This window comes from Streptomyces sp. NPDC047079, assembly GCF_040643755.1.
Taxonomy (GTDB): domain Bacteria; phylum Actinomycetota; class Actinomycetes; order Streptomycetales; family Streptomycetaceae; genus Streptomyces.
Window position 1 is genome coordinate 143,374 of the sequence record NZ_JBEYUZ010000005.1, and the last position, 23,044, is coordinate 166,417.

Here is a 23,044-nt window from a genome sequence, read left to right on the forward strand (position 1 = left end):
CGTGTCACAGCCCTTTCGTGTGGGGTGCCCTTGTCCGAGTACCCGCGCAGTGGCCCCGACACGGACTTCGCGGGACCACGGCCCCCGGATGGCCGTTCCGCCCACGCGCGCCCTCAGCGGGCAGACCGCACCTTCCCCCTAGGCCGCGGTGCGGGCCGCCCTGCGGATCCCGTACTTCAGCGTGTCCCGCAGTGTCCGCGAGTACGCCGGCTACCGGCTGTGCGAGCAGTCCGTGCACACATGGGACGCGGAAGTCGCCCTGGACCCGGCCGCGTTGATCCCACCAGCCCCTGGGAGCCGAACTGCGCATCCACCCGTGTGAGCCCGCCGAGCCGACCGGCGCCCTGTCCGGCCCGGCGGAGGCGGTACCGCGCCTGGTCTACGGGCGCAACCGGCCGAGGAGTACGGCGTCGCCCTGACCGGCGCGGGCACGCTGCCGTATCTGCGCTCACTCTTTCCCGGCCACTGCCCGGGGGCTGCCGCGCCTAGGGGGCGGGCCGCCTCGCCGCTCAAGACGCGGACGTCGGGAACAGGACGCAGGTACTGGTGGCGTGGGCGAGCAGACGGTCCGCTCCGTCGAGCAGTTCGGCCTGGGCGAGGGCGGTGCGCCTGCCGCTGCTGAGCACGGTGCCCACGGCCCGCACCTCACCCGTGTCGAGGGTGACCGGGCGCAGGAACTTCACCGTCAGATCCAGCGAGGTGTATGCCATGCCCTCCGGCAAGGTGGAGTGGACGGCGCATCCCGCCGCGGAATCCAGGAGGGTCGCGTACACGCCGCCGTGCACACTGCCGATCGGGTTGTAGTGCTCCTCACCCGGCACCAGCGAGAACACCACACGCCCCCGCTCCACCTCCGAGAGTGCCAGCCCCAGCGTCGCGGTGACGGGCGGGGCCGGCAGTCGCCCGGCGAGCATCTCGTGCAGGAACTCGAGACCGGACGTGCGGCCCGCGGCAGCCGCGGTGACGGCGGGGTCTTCCCATGCGTACGTACGTGATCTCCCCATGGCCGGGGGCCTCCTCCTGTGCTTCGCCCCGCGAAACTAGCTCCCCCTCGAGCTGACTGTCAAAAATAAAAGTCAGCCCGGCCCGTCCTGGGAGCGACTCCGTCGGCGCGGATCAGTCACCGGCCGGCTGTTCGAAGGCGGCGATGAGGCGGCCCAGGTCCTGCCGCCGTGAATCGGTCGGCCGCACCGCCCAGGTCCGGCGGACGAGCGGGTGGCCTATCAGCGGCGACCACGCCACCCGCTCGGGAATGGGCTGCGACCAGTCCGGGGGCGCCAGGGCGAAGGCCCGGCCGGCGCTGACGGCCGCCAGTTTCACCTCCGCGATCAGCCGCTGCCCCTCGGGTGCCCCCGCCCCCAGATCGAGGCCGTGGCTGCGCAGGATCGCGGTCAGCTCGTCGTACCAGGCGGGGCTGTCCGAACGGGGGAAGGCGACCCACTGCAGACCGGCCAGCGCGTCCAGTGCGATCCCCTCCGCCGTGGCCAGCTCCGTCCGATGGCCGCCGACCCGGCGATCCACCGAGGCGGCTGTCAGCGCACCTCCCCGTCATCCGTGGAGGCCCGCCACGGCTCCGGTCCCGTTCCGTCGCTCCAGGCCTCCAGGTCCTCCCGGTCCCAGCACACGATCCCGCACTGCTCGGCGTACTCCCTGGCCGGGGCGGTGAAGCCGCTGGTGGTTACTACGACGGCGAGGTCCGCCTCGTGGACGGTGAAGCAGGTGCCGCCGAAGCGCTGGAGGTCCTGGGAGCCCACCCGGTTGCTGTCGCCGTAGCGCTTGCACTGGATGACCAGACGCCGTCCGTCCGGGGCCGTGGCCACGACGTCGGCGCCGAGGTCTCCGGCTCCGCCGACGACCTCCACTCGCGCGCATCCGTCACGCTCGCACAGCGCGGCTATCGCCCGCTCGAACTCGTCGGGGTCCAAGGCGCCGTAGTCGACGGCCTCGGTGGCCGGGGCCTCGGTGACCGCGCCGGGCGTGAGGGTGACGGTGGCTTCGACGTCACGGTGGTCGGCGGGTGGCTCCTGCGCCCCGGCCCGCCCGGCCGGGGCGAGGAGTGCGACCGTCGTGAACGGCACGCCCGGCTCCGGCCGGGGAGGCGACGCATGGTCCAGCGCGTCGATCGCCGTTCTGGTCGCCTCGTCCAGCGCGGCGGTCGCCTGGCGTACGGTCCGGGCCACGGAGAACGGGTGCCGTCGGCGCTGTCGGAGAACCAGGACGGCCGTGACGCCGAGCGCTCCCAGGACGACGGCCCAGGCGGGGCGGCGCTCGACCACACCGAGCGCCGTACGGGCCGCCAGGCCCACAAGGCCGACGACAGCTGCCAGAAGGCCGAAGAACAGGGCCGTGGAGCGGAGGTCGAAGGGGCGCTGGTTCCTCAGTCGGGTACGGCGGACGGGCGTTGCCACGTGGTGCACTCCCCCTCACAGGATCGACTCGAAGATCATTTCGGCCGTCTGCCCGGGATCGCGCATTTCACCGCCGTCCACTGCCGGCTTGTCAGCACAGCACGTCGAGCGCTCCGGGCAGCACCCTGGCCGTGACGGGGAGGACGGCGTCGACCTCGCCGTCGGCGCCGTAGGGAACCTTCCGGTCGGCCTCGATGCGGACCTCTCTGCCCCGCTCGATCCGCACTTCCCGCCGGTGCACATGGGCGCCCGACTTGAGCTCGTTCATCAGGGTGAAGAAGAGCCGGCGCGGCGCCTCGCGGATCATCACCACGTCGAGCAGTCCGTCGTCGACACGGGCGTCGGGGGCGATGATGCGGCCGGAGCCGTAGTAGGCGGAGTTGGCGGCGACGACGGTGTAGCCGCGATGCGTCAGTTCCTCGCCGTCGACGGTGACCCGGTAGGCGGCCGGGCGCCAGGTGGCGACGGCTCGCAGTCCGCCCGCGTAGTAGGAGGCGGCGCCTCTCAGGAGGGTGGAGCGGTTGGCGTGGCGGTTGGCGAGCGCGTCGACACCCGCGTACACGCTGCCGAGGACGACGCTGCGGCCGTGCGCGGACTCCACTTCGATGGTGTCGATGGAACGGGGCGTGTGATGCAGCAGGACGCGCGCCAGTGCCTCCGGATCGGTGGGCAGGCCGAGCGCGCGGGCGAAGTCGTTGCCGCGGCCGGCCGGGACCAGGCCGAAGAGCGTGCCGGTGCCGCTGAGGGCGCCGCCGATGCCGCCGACGATGCCGTCGCCGCCGACGGCGAGGACGACCCGCTGCCGCTGTCCGGCCTGCCGGGCAAGCTCCTGGGCGTGGGGGAGGCTGCGGCTGTACTCGGTCTCCAGCTCGGCCCCGGCCTCCCGCAGCACTCGGGCCACCCGGAGCAGTACCGCGACCCCGGCGGAGCCGCCGGCGGCGGGGTTGACGATGGCGGTGAACTGTCGCATCGGTGTGCCTCCGGGGGCGCCTTACGGGTCGTGGAAGAAGCGGGTGGTGTGCCGGGGGGTCAGTCGGCGGGCAGCAGGACGCCGGGGTTGAGCAGACCGGTGGGGTCCAGTCGTCGCTTGACGGCCTGAAGTGCGCCGATGCCGAGCGGCCCGGCTTCCCTGACGTACCAGTCGCGGTGGTCGGTGCCCACACCGTGGTGGTGGCTGATGGTGCCGCCCGCAGCCATGATCGCCTCATTGGCGGCGTGTTTGGCGGGGGCCCAGTGCGCCACGGGATCGTCGCCCTGTGCGCAGACCACGGTGAAGTACAGGGAGGCGCCGTTCTCGTAGACGTGGGAGATGTGGCACATCACCAGGGGCGGCGTTCCCGCGTCGGTGAGCGTGCTGGTGAGCGCTTCGCGGACCGATGCGTACAGCCGCGGCAGCCGGGACCAGAAGGCGGCGGTCTCCAGCGTCTCGGCGAACGCTCCGGCGTCCAGCAGCGCGTCCCGTAGGTAGGGCGCCGAGTAGCGGCCGTGGGCCCAGCGCTCCCCCGGCTCCTGGCCCAGGTGGGTGCCACCGCAGTCGCGCAGAACGGCCGCGGCCCGTTCCCGGCTGTGGGTGGTGTCCTCCTCGGTGCCCTCGTAGCCCACGATCGCCAGGCATCCGGCGGCCTGCGGCAGTCCGGAGGAACCGATGGCGTCGGGCTGGGCCAGGCCGATGAGCGTCTCGGTCTGGTCGGACAGGCGCAGTACGGTCGGCCGCGGCCCGTCCTGGGCCAGGCGACGCAGGGCGGCGGCGCCCTCCTCGAAGGAGTCGAAGCGCCATCCTTCGTAGACGCGGCTACGCGGGACGGGGCGGATCCGTACCGTCACCGAGGTGATGACGCCGAACGCCCCCTCGGAACCGAGGACGAGCTGACGCAGATCGGGTCCGGCGGCCGAACGGGGCGCGCGCCCCACCTCGAGGGTGCCGGCGGGGCTGGCGAGGGTGAGGCCGAGCACCATCTCGTCGAAGCGGCCGTAGCCCGCGGACGCCTGCCCGCTGGAGCGAGCGGCGGCGAATCCGCCGATGGTGGCCCACTCGTAGGACTGGGGGAAGTGGCCGAGGGTGAAGCCGTGTTCGGCCAGGAGCGCTTCGGCCTGTGGGGCCCGCAGGCCGGGCTGCAGGGTGGCGGTGCGGGAGACCGGATCGAGGTCGAGCAGGCCGTCCATGCGGCGTAGGTCCAGGGCTACGAAGGGGCGCCGCCCCTCGGGGGCGAGGCCGCCCACGACGGAGGTGCCACCGCCGAAGGGGACGACAGCCAGGTCGTGGTCGGCGCAGACCCTCAGCACCGCGAGGACCTCGTCGTGGCTCGCCGGGAGCACCACGGCCGCCGGGAGGTCGCCGATGTCGCCGCTGCGGATACGGAGCAGATCGGGGGTGGACTTGCCGCGGGTGTGGCGGATGCGGGACTCGGCGTCGGTGCGCAGACGCTCCTCACCGTCGACGGCGGCGAGAAGGGCCCGGTGCGCGGAGGGATCGAGGGTCGGCTCGGGAACGGTGATCTCTTCGAGGGCGACCGGCTCGGCGCCGCGCGGCTTCACTCCGAGCATGTCGCGCAGCAGCCCGATCACCGTGTCGGGCAGTGGCGTGGCCCGGGCCGGGTCGCCCCAGCCGCTCCACAACATGTCCATGGCACTCGTCCTCACCGGTCGTCGCGAAAAGAGCCGTCTCCCCGCACAGCCGCAGGGCGTTACACTGTGACACATGACGCCTATTCGTCACAACGCCTCGGACACCGATCCGGTGCTCGACGCGGTCCGCGACTGTGTCCTGGCCGTCGGTGTCCGGCGCACCACCCTGACCGACGTGGCCCGCCGCGCGGGCGTCTCCCGGATGACGCTGTACCGTCGCTGGCCCGACGTGCGGTCGTTGGTCGGCGACTTGATGACCCGGGAGTGGATCGAGGCGGCCACCGGCGCGATGCCCGAGCGCGGCACGGGGACGGACACCCGCGCCCTGATCGTGGAAGGGCTCGTGAAGGGCGTGGACGCCTTCCGCCGCCATCCGCTCTTCCGCAAGATCATCGACGTCGATCCCGAACTCCTCCTCCCCTACGTGCTCGACCGGCGCGGAGCGAGTCAGGACGCGCTCCTCGAACTGCTCGCCGGTGCCGTCGAGGAGGGCCACGCGGACGGGTCGGTACGCCCCGGCCACCCGGAACGGCAGGCCAGGTCCCTGCTCCTGATCGCCCAGTCCTTCACCCTGTCGCTGCGCACCATGACCGAGGAGGACGACGCCGAGTTGGGCACCGAGGCCTTCTACGCAGAACTGCGGACCATCCTCGAGAGGACCCTGACACCATGAGCTCCAGCAGCAGCCCGGCGTCCCCGGGGCAGCCGGCCCCGGGCGCGTCCCTGACCGCCGCCCGCCGTCTGCGTGAACTGGACGCGACCCTCGACGGCCCGCCCGTCGACGTGCTGGTCGTCGGTCTCGGCGCGACCGGCGCGGGCGCCGCCCTGGACGCCGCCGCCCGTGGGCTGACGGTCGCCGCGATCGACGCCCAGGACCTGGCCTTCGGTACCTCCCGCTGGAGTTCGAAGCTCATCCACGGCGGACTGCGTTATCTCGCCTCCGCACAGTTCGACGTCGCCCACGAGAGCGCGCGCGAACGCGGCATCCTGATGGAGCGCACCGCCCCCCATCTGGTACGCGCCCAGCCGTTCGTGCTGCCGCTCACCCCGCTGGTCTCCCGCGGTCAGGCCGCCCTGGCCTGGGCCGGCTTCCGGGCCGGCGACTCACTGCGACTGGCGGTGCGCACGGCCCGCGCGACGCTGCCCGCGCCGCGCAGACTCTCCGCGGCCGAGACGCGCCATCTGGCTCCCGCGCTGCGCGGGGCGGGCCTGCGCGGCGGGCTGCTGTCCTGGGACGGCCGCGTCACCGATGACGCCCGGCTGGTCACCGCGATCGCGCGCACGGCCGCGGCGCGGGGCGCGCGGATCCTGACCCGCGTGCGGGCGCTGGAGCTCACCTCGTCCGGAGCCCGGGTACGCGACGAACTCACCGGCCGCGAAGGCGAGATCCGGGCCCGCGCGGTGATCAACGCTTCCGGTGTCTGGGCGGGCAGCCTGGTGGACGGGGTCCGCATACGGCCCTCGCGCGGCACCCACCTGGTGCTTCGCGCGGATCGCCTAGGCTTCCTGCCCGCCGGCCTGCACATCCCGATCCCGGGCGAGACCAACCGCTTCGTCCTCGTCCTGCCCCAGGGCGACGGCCGGGTCTACGTCGGCCTCACCGATGAGCCCGTGGACGAAGTACCGGACGTGCCCTCCGTACCCGAGACCGACATCGGCTTCCTGCTCGACGTCCTCGGTTCCGCCCTGGACATCCCGGTCCACCGCGACGACGTGATGGGCGCGTTCGCCGGACTGCGGCCCCTGCTGGACACCACACCGGCCGGGGGTTCCGGTGCGGCGCCGAGCACCGCCGACATCTCCCGCAAGCACGCCGTCCTCACCTCGCCGGAGGGTGTGGTCACCGTGGTCGGCGGCAAGCTGACCACCTATCGGCGCATGGCCGAGGACGCCGTGGATGCCGCGGTCGCCGCCCGCCGTCTGACCGCGGGGCCCTCCCCCACCGCCGGCCTGCCCCTGGTCGGCGCCGCGCCGTCCCCTGTGCTGGGCGCCCTGCGCGCACCGCGCCGTCTGATCAACCGGTACGGGACCGAGGCACCGGCCGTGCAGACCCTCGCCGTGAGCGACCCCCGGCTGGCCCAGCCGGTCCTGGAGGGCCACCCGGTCACCCGCGCCGAGCTGCTGTGGGCCGTACGCCACGAAGGAGCGCTCGATGCGGCCGACGTCCTGGACCGCCGCACCCGCATCGGACTGGTTCCCGACGACCGTGCCACCGCGCTGGAGGCCGCACGGGAGGTACTCGGCGAGGACCCGGGCAGCCATTGACGGCAGCCGGAGCCCCGTCGCCCGCCGAACGGGGGTGCGACGGGGCCCGTACCGCCCTGCTGTCGTGCTGCCGTCGGCAGCGCACCGCACGCACTGCCCCGGCGGTCGGCACCGGTCACGCGGCGGTGGTCAGGTCCGCCCAGTCGGCCGGCAACTCCTCCACGGCGCCCGCCGTTTCGGGGTAGGGACGAGCAGCTCCGCGCCGGGTGGCCCCAGGCCTCCTCGCAGCCCAGCAGCCTCGCCACCACGTCGCACGTGGCCTGACGGGCAGCGAGCAGTGCTGCGCCACGGCCGCCCCCGGAATGCCCCGCCGGTGGAACGACTTCTGGGGTCGGCGCTACTGGCTCCAAGCCGCTTTGGCCATTAGGAGCATCAACGCCCTCGCGCACCGGCTCACCGCCCCGGCCGGCGCCCGGGAACGACTACGGGGGCCGGCCGTGCCCGGGTCTCCCGGCGGTCCGTGGCGCCACACAGGCACGTCGAACGGCCCCTCGGGAGCACTGCGGCTCAACACCGGGCTGCCACCGCACTCGTGAGCGCGCTTCAGGGGCGTACGCCGCCGCATGGGGTACCGGACACCCGGACGGGCTAGCCGGCTGCCTCGGCGTCGGACGTCCACCGCGCGCTGGTCACCGCAAGGAGCCACCGCCGGCCGCACCCGGGATGGACCAGGCCACCGCGCGATCTTCGCCCCGTTCGCACACGCTGATCCCGGGGCAGGCCCACGCCGCACACCGCTCCACAGGCAGGCCCGCCCCTCCCCGCCGTCCCACGACCCCACACAAGGAGCACGCGCAATGGCAGTGACGACGGACGCGCTGATTCCGGTGCTGCAGGACGCCCGGAAGACTCATGCCGCCCTCATCCACATGCTGCGAGCGGATCTGGCTGTCACCCCAGCACCTCCGCACCGCCACACACTGGAGAACCTCCTCGCCGACGTACGCGAGCACATCGACCGCATCGACGACCACATCCGCGCCCTACGGCCCCGCCGGCTGCTGAACGACACCACCGCCCTCATCCGGACGCTCGCCTCGGGCGTCGTCCGCGCCGCGCGCATCCCGCTGGAGGCCGGCGCGGTGATCGCGGACGGTGTCCTGCTCGGCGGGCGTCCGGCCACGGACCGTCAGATGCTGCGGATCACGCAGTGCGAGTACGCTGCCGCCGCCCAGGCGCTGGCGGCCTGCCGAGCCGGTGAGAGCATCGCGGCGCTCGCCGATGACGAGCAGGCCATGAACCTGCTCGCATCACTGCGCCACCGGGACGAGGAGCTGTTGCGAACACTGGAGAACCGCCTCGAACAGCTCGCCCTGGCCCTGGCCGAGGCAACGGCGGGCGGCGGCCGGTCGACCCGGACCTACGGCACGCCCACCGCGGCACAGGCCCAGGTGACCGGGTTGCACGGCCATCAGCCCTTCTCCGGTCACCGCCCGCCCACGGACCCCCGGGTCGGCTCCGGCGCACCCGGTACGGAACTCCAGGCGGCCGCACCCGTGGCGGGAGGGGGTCAGTAGCGATCGGCGGACAGCAGCACGGGGACCGCCGACCGACTGGGTGGGACGCCTCGCGGGCGGCCCGCCAGGGACACCGGTTCGGGACGGCGGCAGCCTCCGTCCTGATCCCGCGTATGCGCGTCAGGCCCCCGCGGGCCGTGCGTCGGGGCCTGGTCGGCCCCGCTTGCCGACCAGCCTCATGGCCGCGGCTCGCCCTTGTTCCCCTCCTGCCGGCTCAGTCGGCGCGCACCGGAACGCGGCGGTCCGACACGGGGTTTCGGGGAGCGAGGCGTCCGTGCATTCCCGTGCTTCCTGCGAAAGGTTTGCGCGGTAAGGGAGTAATTGCGCCACTCATCACCTTCAGGAGTTTTGATGACGCTAGAGACGGAGCCGGTCTCTCCGGTACCGGCGGTCGAGCGCCATGGCAGGGGCCAGGTGCTCGTGTCCTGGATGACGACGACCGACCACAAGAAGATCGGGCACCTGTACTTGATCACGTCGTTCGTGTTCTTCCTGATGGCCGGGGTGATGGCGCTGCTGATCCGCGCGGAACTGGCGCGCCCGGGGCTCCAGATCGTCTCCAAGGAGCAGTACAACCAGCTCTTCACGATGCACGGCACGATCATGTTGCTGCTCTTCGCGACCCCGACGTTCGCCGGCTTCGCCAACGCCGTCATGCCGTTGCAGATCGGCTCCCCCGACGTGGCCTTTCCGCGGCTGAACATGCTGTCGTACTGGCTGTTCCTCTTCGGCGGCCTGATCGTGATCGGCAGCTTCCTCACCCCCAACGGCGCCGCCGACTTCGGCTGGACGGCCTACACGCCGCTCAGCGGGCCCACTCGCACGTCGCACATCGGCGGGGATCTGTGGATCATGGGGCTGGCGCTGTCCGGGTTCGGGACGATCCTCGGCGCGGTCAACTTCATCACCACCATCGTCTGTATGCGCGCCCCCGGTATGACGATGTTCCGGATGCCGATCTTCACCTGGAACGTCCTGCTGACCTCGGTCCTCGTTCTGCTGGCCTTCCCGGTCCTTGCGGCGTCGCTGCTGGTGCTGGAGGCCGACCGGCGCTTCGGCGCCCGCGTGTTCGAGGCAGCCAACGGCGGACCGATCCTGTGGCAGCACCTGTTCTGGTTCTTCGGCCATCCCGAGGTCTACATCCTCGCCCTGCCGTTCTTCGGTGTGATCACCGAGATCATCCCGGTCTTCGCCCGCAAGCCGATCTTCGGCTACATGGGACTGATCGGCGCCACCATTTCCATCGCCGGTCTGTCCGCCACGGTGTGGGCCCACCATATGTTCGCCACCGGCGCGGTTCTTCTGCCGTTCTTCTCGTTCATGACCTATCTCATCGCCGTACCGACCGGGGTGAAGTTCTTCAACTGGATCGGCACCATGTGGAAGGGCTCGTTGTCCTTCGAGACACCGATGCTCTGGTCGGTCGGCTTCCTGGTCACCTTCCTCTTCGGCGGCCTGACCGGCGTCATCCTCGGCTCGCCGCCGCTGGACTGGCACGTGACCGACACCTACTTCGTCATCGCCCACTTCCACTATGTGCTGTTCGGCACCATCGTCTTCGCGATGTTCGGCGGCTTCCACTTCTGGTGGCCGAAGATGACCGGCACCATGCTCGACGAACGCCTCGGCAAGATTCACTTCTGGACGCTTTTCGTCGGCTTCCACACGACTTTCCTGGTGCAGCACTGGCTCGGCGCCGAAGGCATGGCCCGCCGCTACGCCGACTACCTCGCCGCCGACGGCTTCACCTGGCTGAACACCGTGTCGTCCATCGGCGCCTTCCTGCTGGGACTGTCCACCCTGCCCTTCCTTTACAACGTATGGAAGACGGCCCAGTACGGCGAGCGTGTGAAGGTCGACGATCCCTGGGGATACGGCCGCTCCCTGGAGTGGGCCACCTCCTGCCCTCCGCCGCGCCACAACTTCTCCACGCTGCCGCGCGTCCGCTCCGAATCCCCCGCCTTCGACCTCCACCACCCGGAGCACGCCGAGATCGACTACCGGGCGTACAAGGGTGCGGGGTCACCGGGAGGCCAGGACGAGCCGCGGTGAAACCGCGCTGCCGCCCAGGGGTCCGAGCACAGCGAAGACCCCGCCTCCGGATTCCGGAAGCGGGGTCCATTCGAGCGCCGGGCAGGCCTTGCACCTGCATCTCCCCGCAGGAAGCGGGACGTCTTTCCTTGGACCACCAACGCACTGCTCGCGCGCCGCAGTTCGGCGCCGCGCACAAGATCCATGGTAGCGCATCCGTACGGCACGCCGCACGCCGCGGTTTCCGCCGCCTCGGCGGCTCCCGCGCACCGGACGGCCGCTCGTGCCGCCGTACGGCGGGGGCGCCTGACCTCCCCCGCACCACCAGGAGTGATGAGCGGGACCGCCGGGTTTCAGCCGACGGTGGTCCGGGAACCGGGGGACGCATGACGGGTTCCCCGGGCCCGCCCCCGGACGAACGACCCCAGCACCGCGGACGGCATACCCGCTGGCACAACTCGGCCGCAGGACGGCTCTGGCAGCACGGCAGCGAGATGGAACTGCTGCACCGTTCCATGGGCTTCGCCGCTCTGGCCCTGGTGACCCTCGCACCGCTGCTGATCGTCGTCGCCGCCGCGGCCCCCTTCCAGCAGCGCGGCTTCGCCTCCTGGGTGACCGACGGCATGTGCCTGGCGGGACGCCCCGGAAGCGCCGTGGACCACCTGTTCTCCGCGCCCCGCAAGGTGCTCAGCGCCACCAGCGCCTTCAGCGTCGTCGCCCTCGCCCTGTTCGGACTCACCTTCGCCTCGAGTGTCCAGACGGGCTATGAGAGGGTGTGGGATCTGCCCGCGGGCCGCTGGCACGCCGTGTGGCGCCGCGCCGTATGGCTCGCGGCCCTGACGGCCTATCTGTTCGCCGAGGTGCAGAGCGGCGCGATCCTGGGCGGCGGGACCGTCCAGTCCTCCGTCCGCATCACCCTGACCGTGGTGTTCGGAATCCTGTTCTTCTGGTGGGGGCAGCACTTCCTGCTGGGCAGCCGGGTGTCCTGGCGGGCGCTGCTCCCCGGGGCGGTGGCCACCATGCTGGGCCTGGTCGGCCTGCGCTGGTTCTCCTACCTGGTCTTCTCCCCGCTCATCGTGAACAACGCCGTCACCTACGGCAACGTGGGCACCGTCCTCGTCGTCCAGTCCTGGCTCATCGGAGTCGGCTTCGTCGTCTTCGGAGGCGCCCTGCTGGGCCGCCACCTCCACGAGGCCCACTCAAGGCAACGGCCCTCGAGCCGATGAGTGAGAGCCTCTGGCGTCGGCCCGCGCCGCCGAACCGGCTCAACCGCCGCCGGACCTATGCCGCCGGGCACCGCCCGACCGCTTCGGGGAGCCGAGCGGGTCGGGCGGTGCGAGCGGACGGGGCGCGAGTGCGGTCCGACCGCTATCACGGGGGCGCTTCAGCCCCGCAAGGCCTGGCGCAGGGCCTCGGTGGCCCGGGCGACCGCGGACTTGGCGGCCTGGCTGTCGGCGAGACCGTTGAGCATCACGAAGTCGTGGATCATGTGCTTGTAGTGGACGTGGGTGACGGGAACGCCGGCCGTGCGCAGCTTGACGGCGTAGTCACGGCCCTCGTCGTACAGCACATCGCCGTCGGTGATCACCAGCGCCTTGGGCAGGCCGGTGAGCTCGTCGGCGGTGGCGCGCAGCGGGGAGGCCATGGGCTGGGTGCGGACGGAGGTGTCGGGGGCGTACTGCTTCCAGAACCACTCCATGCCCGCGGCCGTGAGCCAGCAGCCGGTGGCGAAGCGCCGGTAGGACGGGGTGGTGAACGAGGCGTCGGTGACCGGGTAGAACAGCACCTGCTGGGCCAGCTTGGGGCCGCCGCGCTGCTTGGCCATCAGGGTGACGGCGGCGGTCATGTTGCCGCCGACGCTGTCACCGGCCACGGCGAGCCGCGATCCGTCGACGTCTATCTCGTCCCCGTGCCGGGCGACCCACTGGGTGGCGGCGTACGCCTGCTCGTTGGCCACCGGGTACTTGGCCTCGGGCGACCGGGTGTACTCGACGAAGACCACCGCGGCCTTGGCGCCGTTGGCGATCTGCCGTACCAGCCGGTCGTGGGTGGAGGCGTCGCCGAGCACCCAGCCGCCGCCGTGGAAGTACATCACCGCCGGCAGCTTGCCGGACACGCCCTGCGGCCGCACGATGCGGATCGAGACCGAGCCGGTCGGCCCGACGGGGATGCTGCGTGTGGTGATGTCCGCCGGGAGCTTGGCCACCGGGTAGGCGGCCTGAAGGTCCAGGAGCACCTTGCGGGCGGCGGCGGGCGTCAGATCCTGGATCGGGGGGCCGCCCGCAGCGGCGAGCTTGTCGAGGAACTTCTGAGCGGTCGGCTCCAGGCTCTGCCGGGGGTCGCCGCAGGTTGCCTTGGAGGCGGCGGCGGCCGGGGTGGCGAGGGCCGGGACGGCGACGGCGAGGGCTGCGGTGGTGGCCAGCGCCGTCAGGCCGGACAGCGACTTGCGCAGGCGGCGAGAGCGTCGGGTGGCGCTCATGGGCGTCCTCCTTCCGAGGGGTTCTTCGCCAGCGAGCCTTCAGTGCTCGCCGCCACCCGGCCCGCCGGACCGGGCCGAAGGAGTGGCGCCGTACGCCCGCTCGGGTGGGCGGGGCACGCGCGACGTTTGCGGGCGTCCCTGCCGTGCGCGCACAGTCGGCCGTTCCGGGCGCGGCGGGGTCAGGCCCTGACGGGGGTGTCCGCCCCGGAATCCGTCGCGTACCGGTCGACCGCCCGCCGCAGTTCGCCCAGTTGCTGGTCGGGGAGGTCGCCGCCCAGGGCGAACCTCAGCACGCCCACCGCAACGTCGTCGAGGTCGCTGCCGGTGCGCTGCGCGACGTCGCGCAGGGCCCGCCATGCGTCGTGCGGCGCGATCCTGCCACTCTGCGGCAGGACGCCCTCTGACCGGCACCGACCGCCTCGCGAGGCCGGAATGGGCGGCTGCCCGCCCCGGTAGTGCCATCCCGGACCACCGGACGTCCTCAACGTGGGCGTCCGCGCCGGGCGGAGTTCCGCCGGGCGCGGACGCGACGACCTTCGCCAGGGAGGGCAGCCCCCGCTATCCGCGGCGGCCCTCAGACGCTCCCGGTGAAGCGCTCCCAGACACGGTGGGCGCCCAGGAGACCGGTGAGCTGCTGGAGGGTGGCGGTGCCGCTGTCGGCGATCACGACTCCGGGCGCGTCCGCGGGTACGCCGGCCGCCTCGAGAGCGGCCTCGCCGCCCGCCCAGGCGCCGATGGCCTTGCCGTGGCGGAAGGCTTCGGACAGCAGCAGGCTGACCCTCGGGTCGCACGTCGCCCGCGGGGAGACGGCGGGGGCGCCCTTGGCGTCCCGGGCGCCGTAGGCGTCGCCGCCCACGCCGGGCGCTCCGGCGAGGAGAACGGCGTCGAACTCGACGGAGCGCGCCGTGACATAGGTGCGCTGCACCGTCAGGGCCCCATCGCCCGTACCGATCTTGCCTCCGGTGGGTGCCACCACCAACGGCACCATGCCCGCTTCCAGCACCGCGTCGCGCACGGCGCGGACCCCGTCCAGGTCGCCGTCCGAGCCGGTCACGATGCCGATGATGCGCCCGCTCGTGGGCCAGGTGTGCCCGACCTGGGAAAGTGCCGGGCTGGGCTCGACCTCGGCCAGGGGCTGGCTGGGCTTGGGCTCCGGCAGGCCGAGGCCGGTGGCGACCTGCGCGCACAGTTCGGGATCGATATTCGCCAGGACCTGGAGCGCCCTTTCCTTGATGGCCTGTTCGTAGCACTTGCCCAACTCGAAGGTGTAGGCGCCGATGATGTGCTCGCGTTCCACCGGACTCATGCTCAGCCAGAATCGGCGGGGCTGGCTGAAGTGGTCCGCGAACGACTCCGGTGCCTCACGGACCTTCGTGGCTTCCGGAACTCGCACCGGCGCCTCGATGTACGCGCCGGTGTCCGCTCCCGCGGTGAACGGGCAGCCGCCGTCGAGCGAGTTGGGACGGTACGGCGCGACGCCCCGGTGCACGGCCGTCTGGTGCATGCCGTCGCGGAGCATGTCGTTCACGGGGGCGTGCGGGCGGTTGATCGGCAGCTGCGGGAAGTTAGGTCCGCCGAGGCGCGTGATCTGGGTGTCCAGGTAGGAGAAGAGACGCCCCGCAAGCAGCGGGTCGTCGGTGATGTCGATGCCGGGGACGAGGTGGCCCACATGGAAGGCGACCTGCTCGGTCTCGGCGAAGAAGTTCGACGGGTTGCGGTTCAGGGTGAGCAGCCCGATGGGCTGCACGGGGGCGAGTTCCTCCGGGACGATGTTCGTAGGGTCCAGCAGGTCGATGCCCTCGAACGTCTGGTCAGGGGTGTCGGGGAAGGTCTGGATGCCGAGCTCCCACTGCGGGTAGGCCCCCGCCTCGATGGCGTCGGCGAGGTCCCGGCGGTGGAAGTCGGGGTCGACGCCGTTGATGATCTGCGCCTCCTCCCACACCAGGGAGTGCACGCCCAGCTTCGGCTTCCAGTGGAACTTCACCAAGGTCGTCCCGCCCTCGGCGTCCACCAGCCGGAACGTGTGGACGCCGAAGCCCTCCATCATGCGGAAGGAACGCGGGATACCGCGGTCGGACATGTTCCACAGCGTGTGGTGGGTGGCCTCGGTGTGCAGGGTGACGAAGTCCCAGAACGTGTCGTGAGCGCTCTGCGCCTGGGGGATCTCCCGGTCGGGGTGCGGCTTGCCGGCGTGGATGACATCCGGGAACTTGATGGCGTCCTGGATGAAGAACACCGGGATGTTGTTGCCGACGAGGTCGAAGACGCCCTCGCTGGTGTAGAACTTGGTGGCGAATCCCCGGGTGTCGCGGACGGTGTCGGAGGATCCGCGGGATCCCAGCACCGTGGAGAACCGGACGAACACCGAGGTCTCCGCGTCCTTGGCGAGGAACGCGGCCTTGGTCACGGAGGCCGCCGTGCCGTAGCTCTGGAAGACGCCGTGCGCCGCCGCGCCACGGGCGTGCACCACCCGCTCCGGGATGCGCTCATGGTCGAAGTGCATGACCTTCTCACGCAGGTGGTGGTCCTGAAGCAGTACGGGACCACGGGGTCCGGCCTTGAGCGAGTGGTCGGTGTCGTAGAGCCGGGCGCCCTGCGCGGTCGTCAGATAGGCGCCGCCCTGGGCCATCACGGCCTGGTCGGCGCCGGTGGGCTGGCCGGTCGGTGACATCGTGTCCGGGCCGCTCTGGTCCGGCTTGGGCGGCAGGGGGCCCTGGGGCTCCGTCGGCTCCTCGACCGGCGGCGACACGGGTGCCGGCTTCCCGGGGATGCCCTCTTCCGGTCCTGTGCCGTCGCTGCCGTGCACGCTGTCGGTGAGCTTCTGCGCCGCACGCTTGACGGGGTTGGCCTCGGCCATGAACGTCCTCCTCGACACACCAAATGACATAAAAGGCGGATTTCTCGGCAAATTTCTCATGGGAGACGAGTGGGCGCACCGGCGAGCGCCGAGGGCACGAGCGGCTCCGTTTCGGCGCCGGCGCGCCGGGCAACTCGTAGGGCGCGAGCGATACGTGGTGGCGGTGGGCCCGCGGCCACGCCCGCGCGGTGGGCGGTGCCCACCGCGTCGTTCTCCCCCGGAGGCCGGATGAGAAGGCGGAAGAAGGACGCGCCGCGCGCCGCGACGTCTCCTGTGGAGTTGTGCGATCTGTGCGCCGCCACCTTCCCGGACGGCGACGCGGTGCGGGGCTATGTTCCGGACTCGTCCTCCGCTCCCGCGGGCGACGACTGGTTCGACGGTCTTCGTCTTGTCACCGCGTGCGGCGAGGCTCACTTCCAGGCTGTCCGGGAGAGGTACCGGCGTCGCCCCTTCGTGGCGGAGGAGCTCTGGGCGGCGAAGATCACCCGTGCCCTCACCACCGGCCCGCCGGTGCTGTCGCTGGTGCAGCTCGCGTGCCGCACCGGACTGCACGAGTCCCAGATCCGGCGGGCCGTCGTGTGGCACAACGAACGGCTCCGGCGGGAGCGGCGGATGGATCCCTGACCCGCCGTGCGCTCAGTGGCCCAGAGCCCTGGACAGCTGCTCCTTGTTCATCGAGGACCGGCCTTCGATGCCCTTGCGCTTGGCCTCTTCGTACAGTTCGTCGCGGGTGGGTCCCGACCGCGACGAGCCGCCGCCGGGGGTCCTGGACGACCCGCCCGAGGACCCGCCCCTGCGCGAGGAGGACCGGGAGGACTTCGTTTCACCTGCCTGTGCGCGCTGCTTGTTCACCGTTCGTGCCGCCATCTCCTTGGCCCGTCCGGTCGACGCCCCGCGTTCCTGGGCGCCCTCCTTGATGTGCTCGTACTGCCGTTCTCGCTTGGAACCTGACTTAGCCGCCATGGGGGACCAACTCCTTGGGTTCATGGGGCATCGCGACCATCCCACGCGACGCCGCTTCCTGGGTTTCCCACCGAGCGGGACCGAAACTGCGGCATGCGCGCCCATTCGGGTGATGCTCGCGGCAGACCCCTCCCCGCACGGTCACGACGAACGGAAGAGGTCCCCGACCGCCGCATGGGCCTTCCGGCGCAGGACACCGCGGGAGATCCTGGGAAGTGACCGGCCCTGGCCGCGCTGTGCTCCTGCGGCCTCCGCCCAGTCCGGCGGCTCCTCCCCGTCCACCACGAACTCCAGTAGGGTCGGCCCCTCCCTCCGCAGGGCCTCGTCCCAGACGGCGCCCACCGCGGCCGGGCGTTCGCAACGGACGCCGTTCAGACCGAGCAGCCGCGCGTACGCCGCGTACGAGACATCGGGAACGTCCTGTGAGGCGGGCAACAGCGGGTCGCCCGCCTCACAGCGGCGCTGCCAGGTGAGCCGGCCGAGGTCCTGGTTGTTGAACACGCAGAACACCAGCGGCGGCAGGCCGCCCAGCCGGGGGCCAAGGCGCCGCACGGTGATCAGTTCGTTCAGTCCGCTTCCCTGGAACGCGCCGTCACCGATCAGGGCGATCACCGGGCGGCCCGGGTACGCCAGCCGGGCGGCGACCGCGTAGGGCACGGACGCTCCGGGCAGGGCCGGATGCCCCGGCACCACGGCGCTCATCCCATTGCGGAGCTCCAGGTGCCGCGTCCACCAGTCCAGGGCGGTGCCGGAGTCCGCGACGATCACGGCACGGTCCGGGAGACGTGCCGACAACTCGGCGACCACGGAGCGCGGGTTGACCGTGTTCCCGAACACCCGCCGCGCTTTCCCCCTTCCCGCCGCACGCCACTCGGCGACCGCGTGTTCGATGTCCTCGCGCCACCCGCGGTCGCTTGTGCGCCTCAGCAGTGGCAGAAGCGCCTGGAGTGCCGTGACGGCATCGCCCGTCACCCGCACGGGACCGTCCGGTCGGGCGCCCGGGGGGCGGTTCCCTGGGTCCGTGTCGACGATGACGACGCGGGAGGAGGCCCGGTGCCAGACCCGGTCGATGTCCAGGTCTCCCGCCCCCACCAGCAGCAGCGTGTCGCATTCCCGCAGCAGGGCGGCGGCCAGCTCGCTGCCGAACGGTCCGATGACGCCCGTGGCGTAGGGCAGGTCGTCGGGCAGCGCGGCACAGGCGAGGGAGGTCTTGGCCACCCCGGCGCCGAGGAGTTCCGCGACGCCCACCGCCTGACCGGAGGCCGCCGTGCCGTCCCGTCCCAGGACGACAGCGACCCGCCGGCCTTCGTTCAGCACCTCGGCCGCCCGGTGCAGGGCCCGCTCCTCGGGCCGCCGCACCGGGGGTGTGAAGTCGGTGCGTGCGGACGGCGGGCCGCCGTCATCGGCCAGGCCCGGCCGCGCCTGCGTCTCGAGGAGCCGGCGGGACAGGACGAGCGTGGCGACGCCCCGGTCGGTCAGCGCGGCACGGAACGCCCGGTCCAGCGCGTCCCCGACCACCTCGGCGTCGGTCACCAGCTCGCAGAACTCGGACACCTCCGCGCAGAGGCGGGTCGCGCTGACCGTGCGCCGCCGACGGTCCGCATCCGGTACCGGCCCCTCCTGTCCCACGACGGCCACCACCGGCTCGTGGTCCAGCGCCGCGTCGGAAAGGCCGCCCAGCAGACGCAGAACACCCGCGCCGGAGGGGACCAGACAGCATCCGGGCCTGCCGGTGAGCTTGGCATGGGCGCCGGCCATGAGGGCGGCGGACTCCTCGTGCCGGACCTGGAGGAACTCCGGGCCGGCCTCCCGGCCGCCGAGCGCGGTGATCAGTGCGTCGACCTCACGGCCGGGGTACCCGAACACCCGGTCCACGCCCCAGGCCCCCAGGCGAGCAGCGACAAAGTCCGAGACGTTGGGCACGTGGAGCCTCCTGCACCGGATACCGACCGCTCGGCGCCCGAGTAGCCAGCCCCGGCACCGCCAAACAACCGTGGTCCCGCCGCCGACGGGACCGCCGTTCCGGTGGTTTCGAGCGGGCGGGTCCGGGGGACCCGTGCCAGGCTCGAAACGAGGACACACCGTGGCGTACGGCGAGCGGCGATGACGACCGGCAGGAGGGCGGACGCACCGTGAGGGTGTCTGACGAGGACGGCTCATCCCGGCACGCGGTGCGTGGGGAACGGGTGCTGACGGCGCTCGACAAGAGGCTGCCGGTCAGTTCCGCGGGCAAGGAGTTCCTGCGCAAGGCCTTCCCCGACCACTGGTCGTTCCTGCTGGGCGAGATCGCCCTGTACAGCCTGGTGATCCTCGTCCTGACGGGTGTGTATCTGACTCTCTTCTTCCATCCGGACATGACGGAGCGGCCGTACACCGGCTCCTACGGGCCGCTGCGCGGCCTGATCACGACGGAGGCGTACGCGTCGGTCGTGGACATCAGCTTCGACGTCCGCGGTGGCCTGCTGATACGGCAGATCCACCACTGGGCGTCGCTGGTGTTCGTCGCGGCGATCGGCGTGCATCTGTTGCGGATCTTCTTCACCGGCGCCTTCCGGCGGCCCAGGGAAGCCAACTGGACGATCGGCGTGACGCTGTTCCTGCTGTCCCTGCTGGAGGGCTTCTGCGGCTACTCGCTCCCCGACGACCTGCTGTCCGGCACCGGCCTGCGCACGGCCCAGGGCATCATGCTCTCGATCCCCGTGGTGGGCACGTACGTCTCCTTCTTCGCCTTCGGCGGCCAGTTCCCCGGGCAGGAGATCATTCCACGGCTGTACGCGGCGCACATCCTGCTGCTGCCCGGTCTGCTCCTCGCCCTGGTCACCGTGCATCTGGCGCTCGTCGTGTACCACAAGCACACCCAGTGGGCCGAGCCCGGCCGCACCAACCGGAACGTGGTGGGCAAGCCCATGGTTCCCCAGTACACGGCGAAGTCCACGGGCCTGTTCTTCGTCGTCGCGGGCGTCCTCACCCTGATGGGTGCTCTGCTGCAGATCAATCCGGTGTGGGTCTTCGGCCCCTACCGCACCGACCATGTCTCCCTCGACGTCCAGCCGGACTGGTACGTCGGCTTCCTGGAAGGCGGGCTGCGCCTGATGCCGGCCGCGGAGACGGACTTGGCGGGGCACACCATCGTGTGGGACGTCTTCCTGCCCGGCGTCGTCCTGCCCATGGCGCTGTTCCTGGTCCTGTACGCGTATCCGTTCTTCGAACGCTGGATCAGCGGCCACCGGCCGGAGCAGCATCTGTGCGACCGCCCGCGCAACCAGCCCACCCGTACGGCCCTCGGTGCCGCCGCGGTATCCGCCTATGCCGTTCTGCTGATGGCGGGCGGACAAGACGTCGTCGCCTACGTGTTCAAGGTTCCGTTCGAAGAGCTGACGTATACCCTGCGCACGTCCCTGTTCGTCGTGCCCTTCCTGACCTATCACGCCACCAAGCGGGCCTGCCTGGGGCTACAGGCGGCCGACCGCCGCCGTCTGTCGGAGGGTCAGGCCACCGGGGAGGTCCGGCGCACGCCCCAGGGCGGGTACCAGGAGGCACGCACGCTGCTGCCCCCGGCCGAGGCGTACCGCGTCCTCGTACGCGACGAGCCCCGGCCGCTCGCCCACGGGACGGAGGTCTGGCGCTGGTTCCGCAAGCACCGGATCCGCAATGCCCTCAGCCGCTGGTACTTCGGCCGGCGGGTCGAGATGCCGGCCACCGAGTGGCTGCGCCGCCGCATCGACGTGGTGCGGGCCGGCCCGGGCGAGGCGGGTGACGGCGATGACAGCTGAGCGAGCCGAGCAAGGAGGTCTGGGCATGACGCAGGGCAGCGCCGAGAAAGCGGGTGAACCGGCCGGGGACGGGGGGCGCGGCAACCTGCTGTTCGGTCCGCAACCCGATGTGGCGGGAGCGTCCGGCTACACCGACAGCCCGCCGCGCATGGGCTTCTTCACGGACACCTCCGTCTGCATCGGCTGCAAGGCGTGCGAGGTGGCGTGCAAGGAGTGGAACGCCGTACCGGAGGACGGCCTCGAACTGACCGGCATGTCCTACGACAACACTCAAAGGCTCAGCGCGGACACCTGGCGGCATGTGCAGTTCATCGAGCAGCGCAAACCGCTCGGTGGGCAGGAACCGGGCGTCGGCCACGGGGACGTCGACATCTTCGACGCGGCCCGGCGGCTGGGGACCTCCCCCTCCTCCCCGGGCCCCGGAGCCACCGCCCCGGCGCCGGACGCCTCGCCCACCGGCGCACCTAGCGGGGAGATCTCGCCCGTGGCGCCGGACGGACGCACCGAACTGCGCTGGCTCATGTCCTCGGACGTCTGCAAGCACTGCACGCATGCGGCCTGCCTCGACGTGTGCCCCACCGGCTCGCTGTTCCGCACCGAGTTCGGCACGGTGGTGGTCCAGGAGGACATCTGCAACGGCTGTGGATACTGCGTGCCCGCCTGCCCGTACGGTGTCATCGACCAGCGCCCCGGCGACGGACGGGCTTGGAAGTGCACCCTGTGCTACGACCGGCTCGGCGTCGGGATGGAACCGGCCTGCGCCAAGTCCTGTCCCACCGACTCCATCCAGTTCGGACCGCTGGAGGAGTTGCGCGAGCGCGCCGCAGCCCGCGTGGCGCAGCTCCACGCGGCCGGGGTGACCGACGCCCGCCTGTACGGCGAGAGGCCCGACGACGGTGTCGGCGGCGACGGAGCGTTCTTCCTGCTGCTGGACGAGCCGGAGGTCTACGGGCTGCCGCCCGATCCGGTCGTCACCACCCGGGACCTGCCCGCCATGTGGCGGCACGCCGCGGCGGCCGCCGTGTCCCTCGCCGCGCTGGCCGTCGCCGGTTTCGTCAGGAGGCCACGATGAGCGGATCGGACGTCACCCGCGGCGGGGTGGAGGGGGGCCGGCCCGGACGCGACGCCCTCACCGGCGCGACCACCGGTCGCCGCCGGCGCCGCCGCGGACGCGGCGAGCAACTCATGGTGCCCGAGGCCCGGTTCTCCTCGTACTACGGCAAGCCGATCCTGAACCGGCCGACCTGGTCGGCCCTCGACATCGCGGGCTACCTGTACCTCGGAGGCCTCGCCGGCGCGTCGTCGCTGCTCGCCGCCGGCGCGTATGCCACCGGACGGCCGGCGCTGGCCCGGACGGCGAAGCTGGGTGCGGCGGGAGCGATCTCCCTGTCCCTCGCGGCGCTCGTCCACGACCTCGGCCGACCCGCCCGCTTCATCAACATGCTCCGCGTCTTCAAGCCCACGTCTCCCATGAGTGTGGGCTCGTGGCTGCTGGCCGGATACGCGCCGCTCACCATGGCCGCAGCGGCCACCGATGTCGCCCGCCGCTACCGCCTGGTCGGCGCCACCGCGACGGCGGGCGCCGCCGTCCTCGGCCCCGCGGTCGCCACCTACACCGCCGTCCTGCTCGCCGACACCGCGGTCCCCTCCTGGCACGAGGGCTACCGTGAGATGCCGTTCGTCTTCGCGGGGTCCGGTGCGAGCGCCGCCGCCGGACTGGCCCTCGCCTGCACACCCGCCGGGCAGACGGAACCCGCGCGCCGCATGGCGGTGCTGGGTGCCGCCCTGGAGCTGTGCGCCTTCCGGGTGATGAAGCGTCGGATGGGCCTGGCGGCCGAACCGTACGGCCAGGGCGGGCCCGGTAGGCTGCTCCGCTCTGCGGAGGCGCTCACGGCGGGCGGCGCGGCGCTGGCGGTCCTCGCGGGTCGAGGAGCGGGCCGACGCGTGGGCGGGCGAGGAAACGGGCTGCTCACGGCGGCTGCCGGGGCGGCCCTGATGGCCGGGTCGGCGGCCCTGCGGTTCGGGGTGTTCCACGCCGGGGTGGCGTCCGCCGAGGATCCCAAGTACACCGTCGTTCCGCAGCGGGAGCGGCTGGAGCAGCGCTCTGGCTGACGGTCGGCGCCGTG

Annotated in this window: 19 protein-coding genes; 9 read left to right on the forward strand and 10 right to left on the reverse strand. The window is 72.0% G+C overall.

Annotated elements, in window-relative coordinates:
• Positions 1-509: 509 nt before the first annotated feature.
• The 5 genes from ABZ823_RS09840 to ABZ823_RS09860 form a co-directional block, all read right to left on the reverse strand.
• On the reverse strand, positions 510-1,004 hold the full coding sequence (locus tag ABZ823_RS09840) for a PaaI family thioesterase (protein WP_361656252.1): 495 nt from the start codon (positions 1,002-1,004) through the stop codon (positions 510-512).
• A 112-nt stretch (positions 1,005-1,116) separates the two neighbouring features.
• The gene (locus tag ABZ823_RS09845; protein WP_361656255.1) at positions 1,117-1,521 is read right to left on the reverse strand and encodes a LysR substrate-binding domain-containing protein; all 405 of its coding nucleotides are present in this window, start codon (positions 1,519-1,521) and stop codon (positions 1,117-1,119) included.
• Between the two features lie 11 nt (positions 1,522-1,532).
• Positions 1,533-2,408: a restriction endonuclease gene (locus ABZ823_RS09850; protein ID WP_361656258.1), complete on the reverse strand. Its 876-nt coding sequence runs from the start codon at positions 2,406-2,408 to the stop codon at positions 1,533-1,535.
• A 91-nt stretch (positions 2,409-2,499) separates the two neighbouring features.
• A complete protein-coding gene (locus ABZ823_RS09855; RefSeq protein ID WP_361656261.1) occupies positions 2,500-3,378 on the reverse strand; it encodes a YegS/Rv2252/BmrU family lipid kinase in 879 nt (292 codons plus the stop codon).
• Between the two features lie 59 nt (positions 3,379-3,437).
• Positions 3,438-5,033, reverse strand: coding sequence for an FAD-binding oxidoreductase (locus tag ABZ823_RS09860; protein ID WP_361656263.1), 1,596 nt, complete (start codon positions 5,031-5,033; stop codon positions 3,438-3,440).
• A 73-nt stretch (positions 5,034-5,106) separates the two neighbouring features.
• Between ABZ823_RS09860 and ABZ823_RS09865 the strand changes: the two genes are divergently transcribed.
• The 5 genes from ABZ823_RS09865 to ABZ823_RS09885 all read left to right on the forward strand — a co-directional run bounded on the left by ABZ823_RS09865 (position 5,107) and on the right by ABZ823_RS09885 (position 12,072).
• On the forward strand, positions 5,107-5,706 hold the full coding sequence (locus tag ABZ823_RS09865; RefSeq protein WP_361656265.1) for a TetR/AcrR family transcriptional regulator: 600 nt from the start codon (positions 5,107-5,109) through the stop codon (positions 5,704-5,706).
• The gene (locus tag ABZ823_RS09870; protein WP_361656268.1) at positions 5,703-7,298 is read left to right on the forward strand and encodes a glycerol-3-phosphate dehydrogenase/oxidase; all 1,596 of its coding nucleotides are present in this window, start codon (positions 5,703-5,705) and stop codon (positions 7,296-7,298) included. Before ABZ823_RS09865 ends, ABZ823_RS09870 begins: the two co-directional genes overlap by 4 nt.
• A 797-nt stretch (positions 7,299-8,095) precedes the next feature.
• Positions 8,096-8,815, forward strand: coding sequence for a hypothetical protein (locus tag ABZ823_RS09875; RefSeq protein ID WP_361656270.1), 720 nt, complete (start codon positions 8,096-8,098; stop codon positions 8,813-8,815).
• Between the two features lie 351 nt (positions 8,816-9,166).
• Entirely contained in the window at positions 9,167-10,867 is a 1,701-nt protein-coding gene (ctaD, locus tag ABZ823_RS09880) for a cytochrome c oxidase subunit I (RefSeq protein ID WP_361656273.1), read from the forward strand.
• Positions 10,868-11,232: 365 nt separating this feature from the next.
• Complete coding sequence (locus ABZ823_RS09885; RefSeq protein WP_361656276.1) at positions 11,233-12,072, forward strand: ribonuclease BN; 840 nt, start codon at positions 11,233-11,235, stop codon at positions 12,070-12,072.
• Between the two features lie 158 nt (positions 12,073-12,230).
• On the opposite strand, the gene ABZ823_RS09890 is transcribed toward ABZ823_RS09885, so the two are convergent.
• The 3 genes from ABZ823_RS09890 to ABZ823_RS09900 all read right to left on the reverse strand — a co-directional run bounded on the left by ABZ823_RS09890 (position 12,231) and on the right by ABZ823_RS09900 (position 16,182).
• Complete coding sequence (locus ABZ823_RS09890; RefSeq protein ID WP_361656278.1) at positions 12,231-13,325, reverse strand: alpha/beta hydrolase; 1,095 nt, start codon at positions 13,323-13,325, stop codon at positions 12,231-12,233.
• Between the two features lie 179 nt (positions 13,326-13,504).
• A complete protein-coding gene (locus ABZ823_RS09895; RefSeq protein ID WP_361656281.1) occupies positions 13,505-13,810 on the reverse strand; it encodes a hypothetical protein in 306 nt (101 codons plus the stop codon).
• 89 nt (positions 13,811-13,899) lie between these two features.
• Positions 13,900-16,182 (reverse strand): catalase, encoded by a 2,283-nt coding sequence (locus ABZ823_RS09900; RefSeq protein ID WP_361656284.1) that lies wholly within the window; start codon positions 16,180-16,182, stop codon positions 13,900-13,902.
• 228 nt (positions 16,183-16,410) lie between these two features.
• Here ABZ823_RS09900 and ABZ823_RS09905 point away from each other — a divergent pair, with 228 nt between their 5' ends.
• Positions 16,411-16,806 (forward strand): hypothetical protein, encoded by a 396-nt coding sequence (locus ABZ823_RS09905; RefSeq protein WP_361656287.1) that lies wholly within the window; start codon positions 16,411-16,413, stop codon positions 16,804-16,806.
• Between the two features lie 12 nt (positions 16,807-16,818).
• On the opposite strand, the gene ABZ823_RS09910 is transcribed toward ABZ823_RS09905, so the two are convergent.
• Positions 16,819-17,145, reverse strand: a complete 327-nt coding sequence (locus ABZ823_RS09910; RefSeq protein ID WP_361656290.1) for a plasmid stabilization protein — start codon at positions 17,143-17,145, stop codon at positions 16,819-16,821.
• 141 nt (positions 17,146-17,286) lie between these two features.
• Positions 17,287-19,068 (reverse strand): thiamine pyrophosphate-binding protein, encoded by a 1,782-nt coding sequence (locus ABZ823_RS09915; protein ID WP_361656293.1) that lies wholly within the window; start codon positions 19,066-19,068, stop codon positions 17,287-17,289.
• Between the two features lie 263 nt (positions 19,069-19,331).
• Between ABZ823_RS09915 and ABZ823_RS09920 the strand changes: the two genes are divergently transcribed.
• The 3 genes from ABZ823_RS09920 to nrfD are packed head-to-tail and all read left to right on the forward strand — an operon-like array spanning position 19,332 to position 23,030.
• Positions 19,332-20,918: a ubiquinol-cytochrome c reductase cytochrome b subunit gene (locus tag ABZ823_RS09920; RefSeq protein ID WP_361656851.1), complete on the forward strand. Its 1,587-nt coding sequence runs from the start codon at positions 19,332-19,334 to the stop codon at positions 20,916-20,918.
• A gap of 25 nt (positions 20,919-20,943) precedes the next feature.
• The gene (locus ABZ823_RS09925; RefSeq protein WP_361656296.1) at positions 20,944-21,990 is read left to right on the forward strand and encodes a 4Fe-4S dicluster domain-containing protein; all 1,047 of its coding nucleotides are present in this window, start codon (positions 20,944-20,946) and stop codon (positions 21,988-21,990) included.
• The gene (gene nrfD, locus ABZ823_RS09930) at positions 21,987-23,030 is read left to right on the forward strand and encodes an NrfD/PsrC family molybdoenzyme membrane anchor subunit (RefSeq protein ID WP_361656299.1); all 1,044 of its coding nucleotides are present in this window, start codon (positions 21,987-21,989) and stop codon (positions 23,028-23,030) included. Before ABZ823_RS09925 ends, nrfD begins: the two co-directional genes overlap by 4 nt.
• The last annotated feature ends 14 nt before the right edge of the window (positions 23,031-23,044 follow it).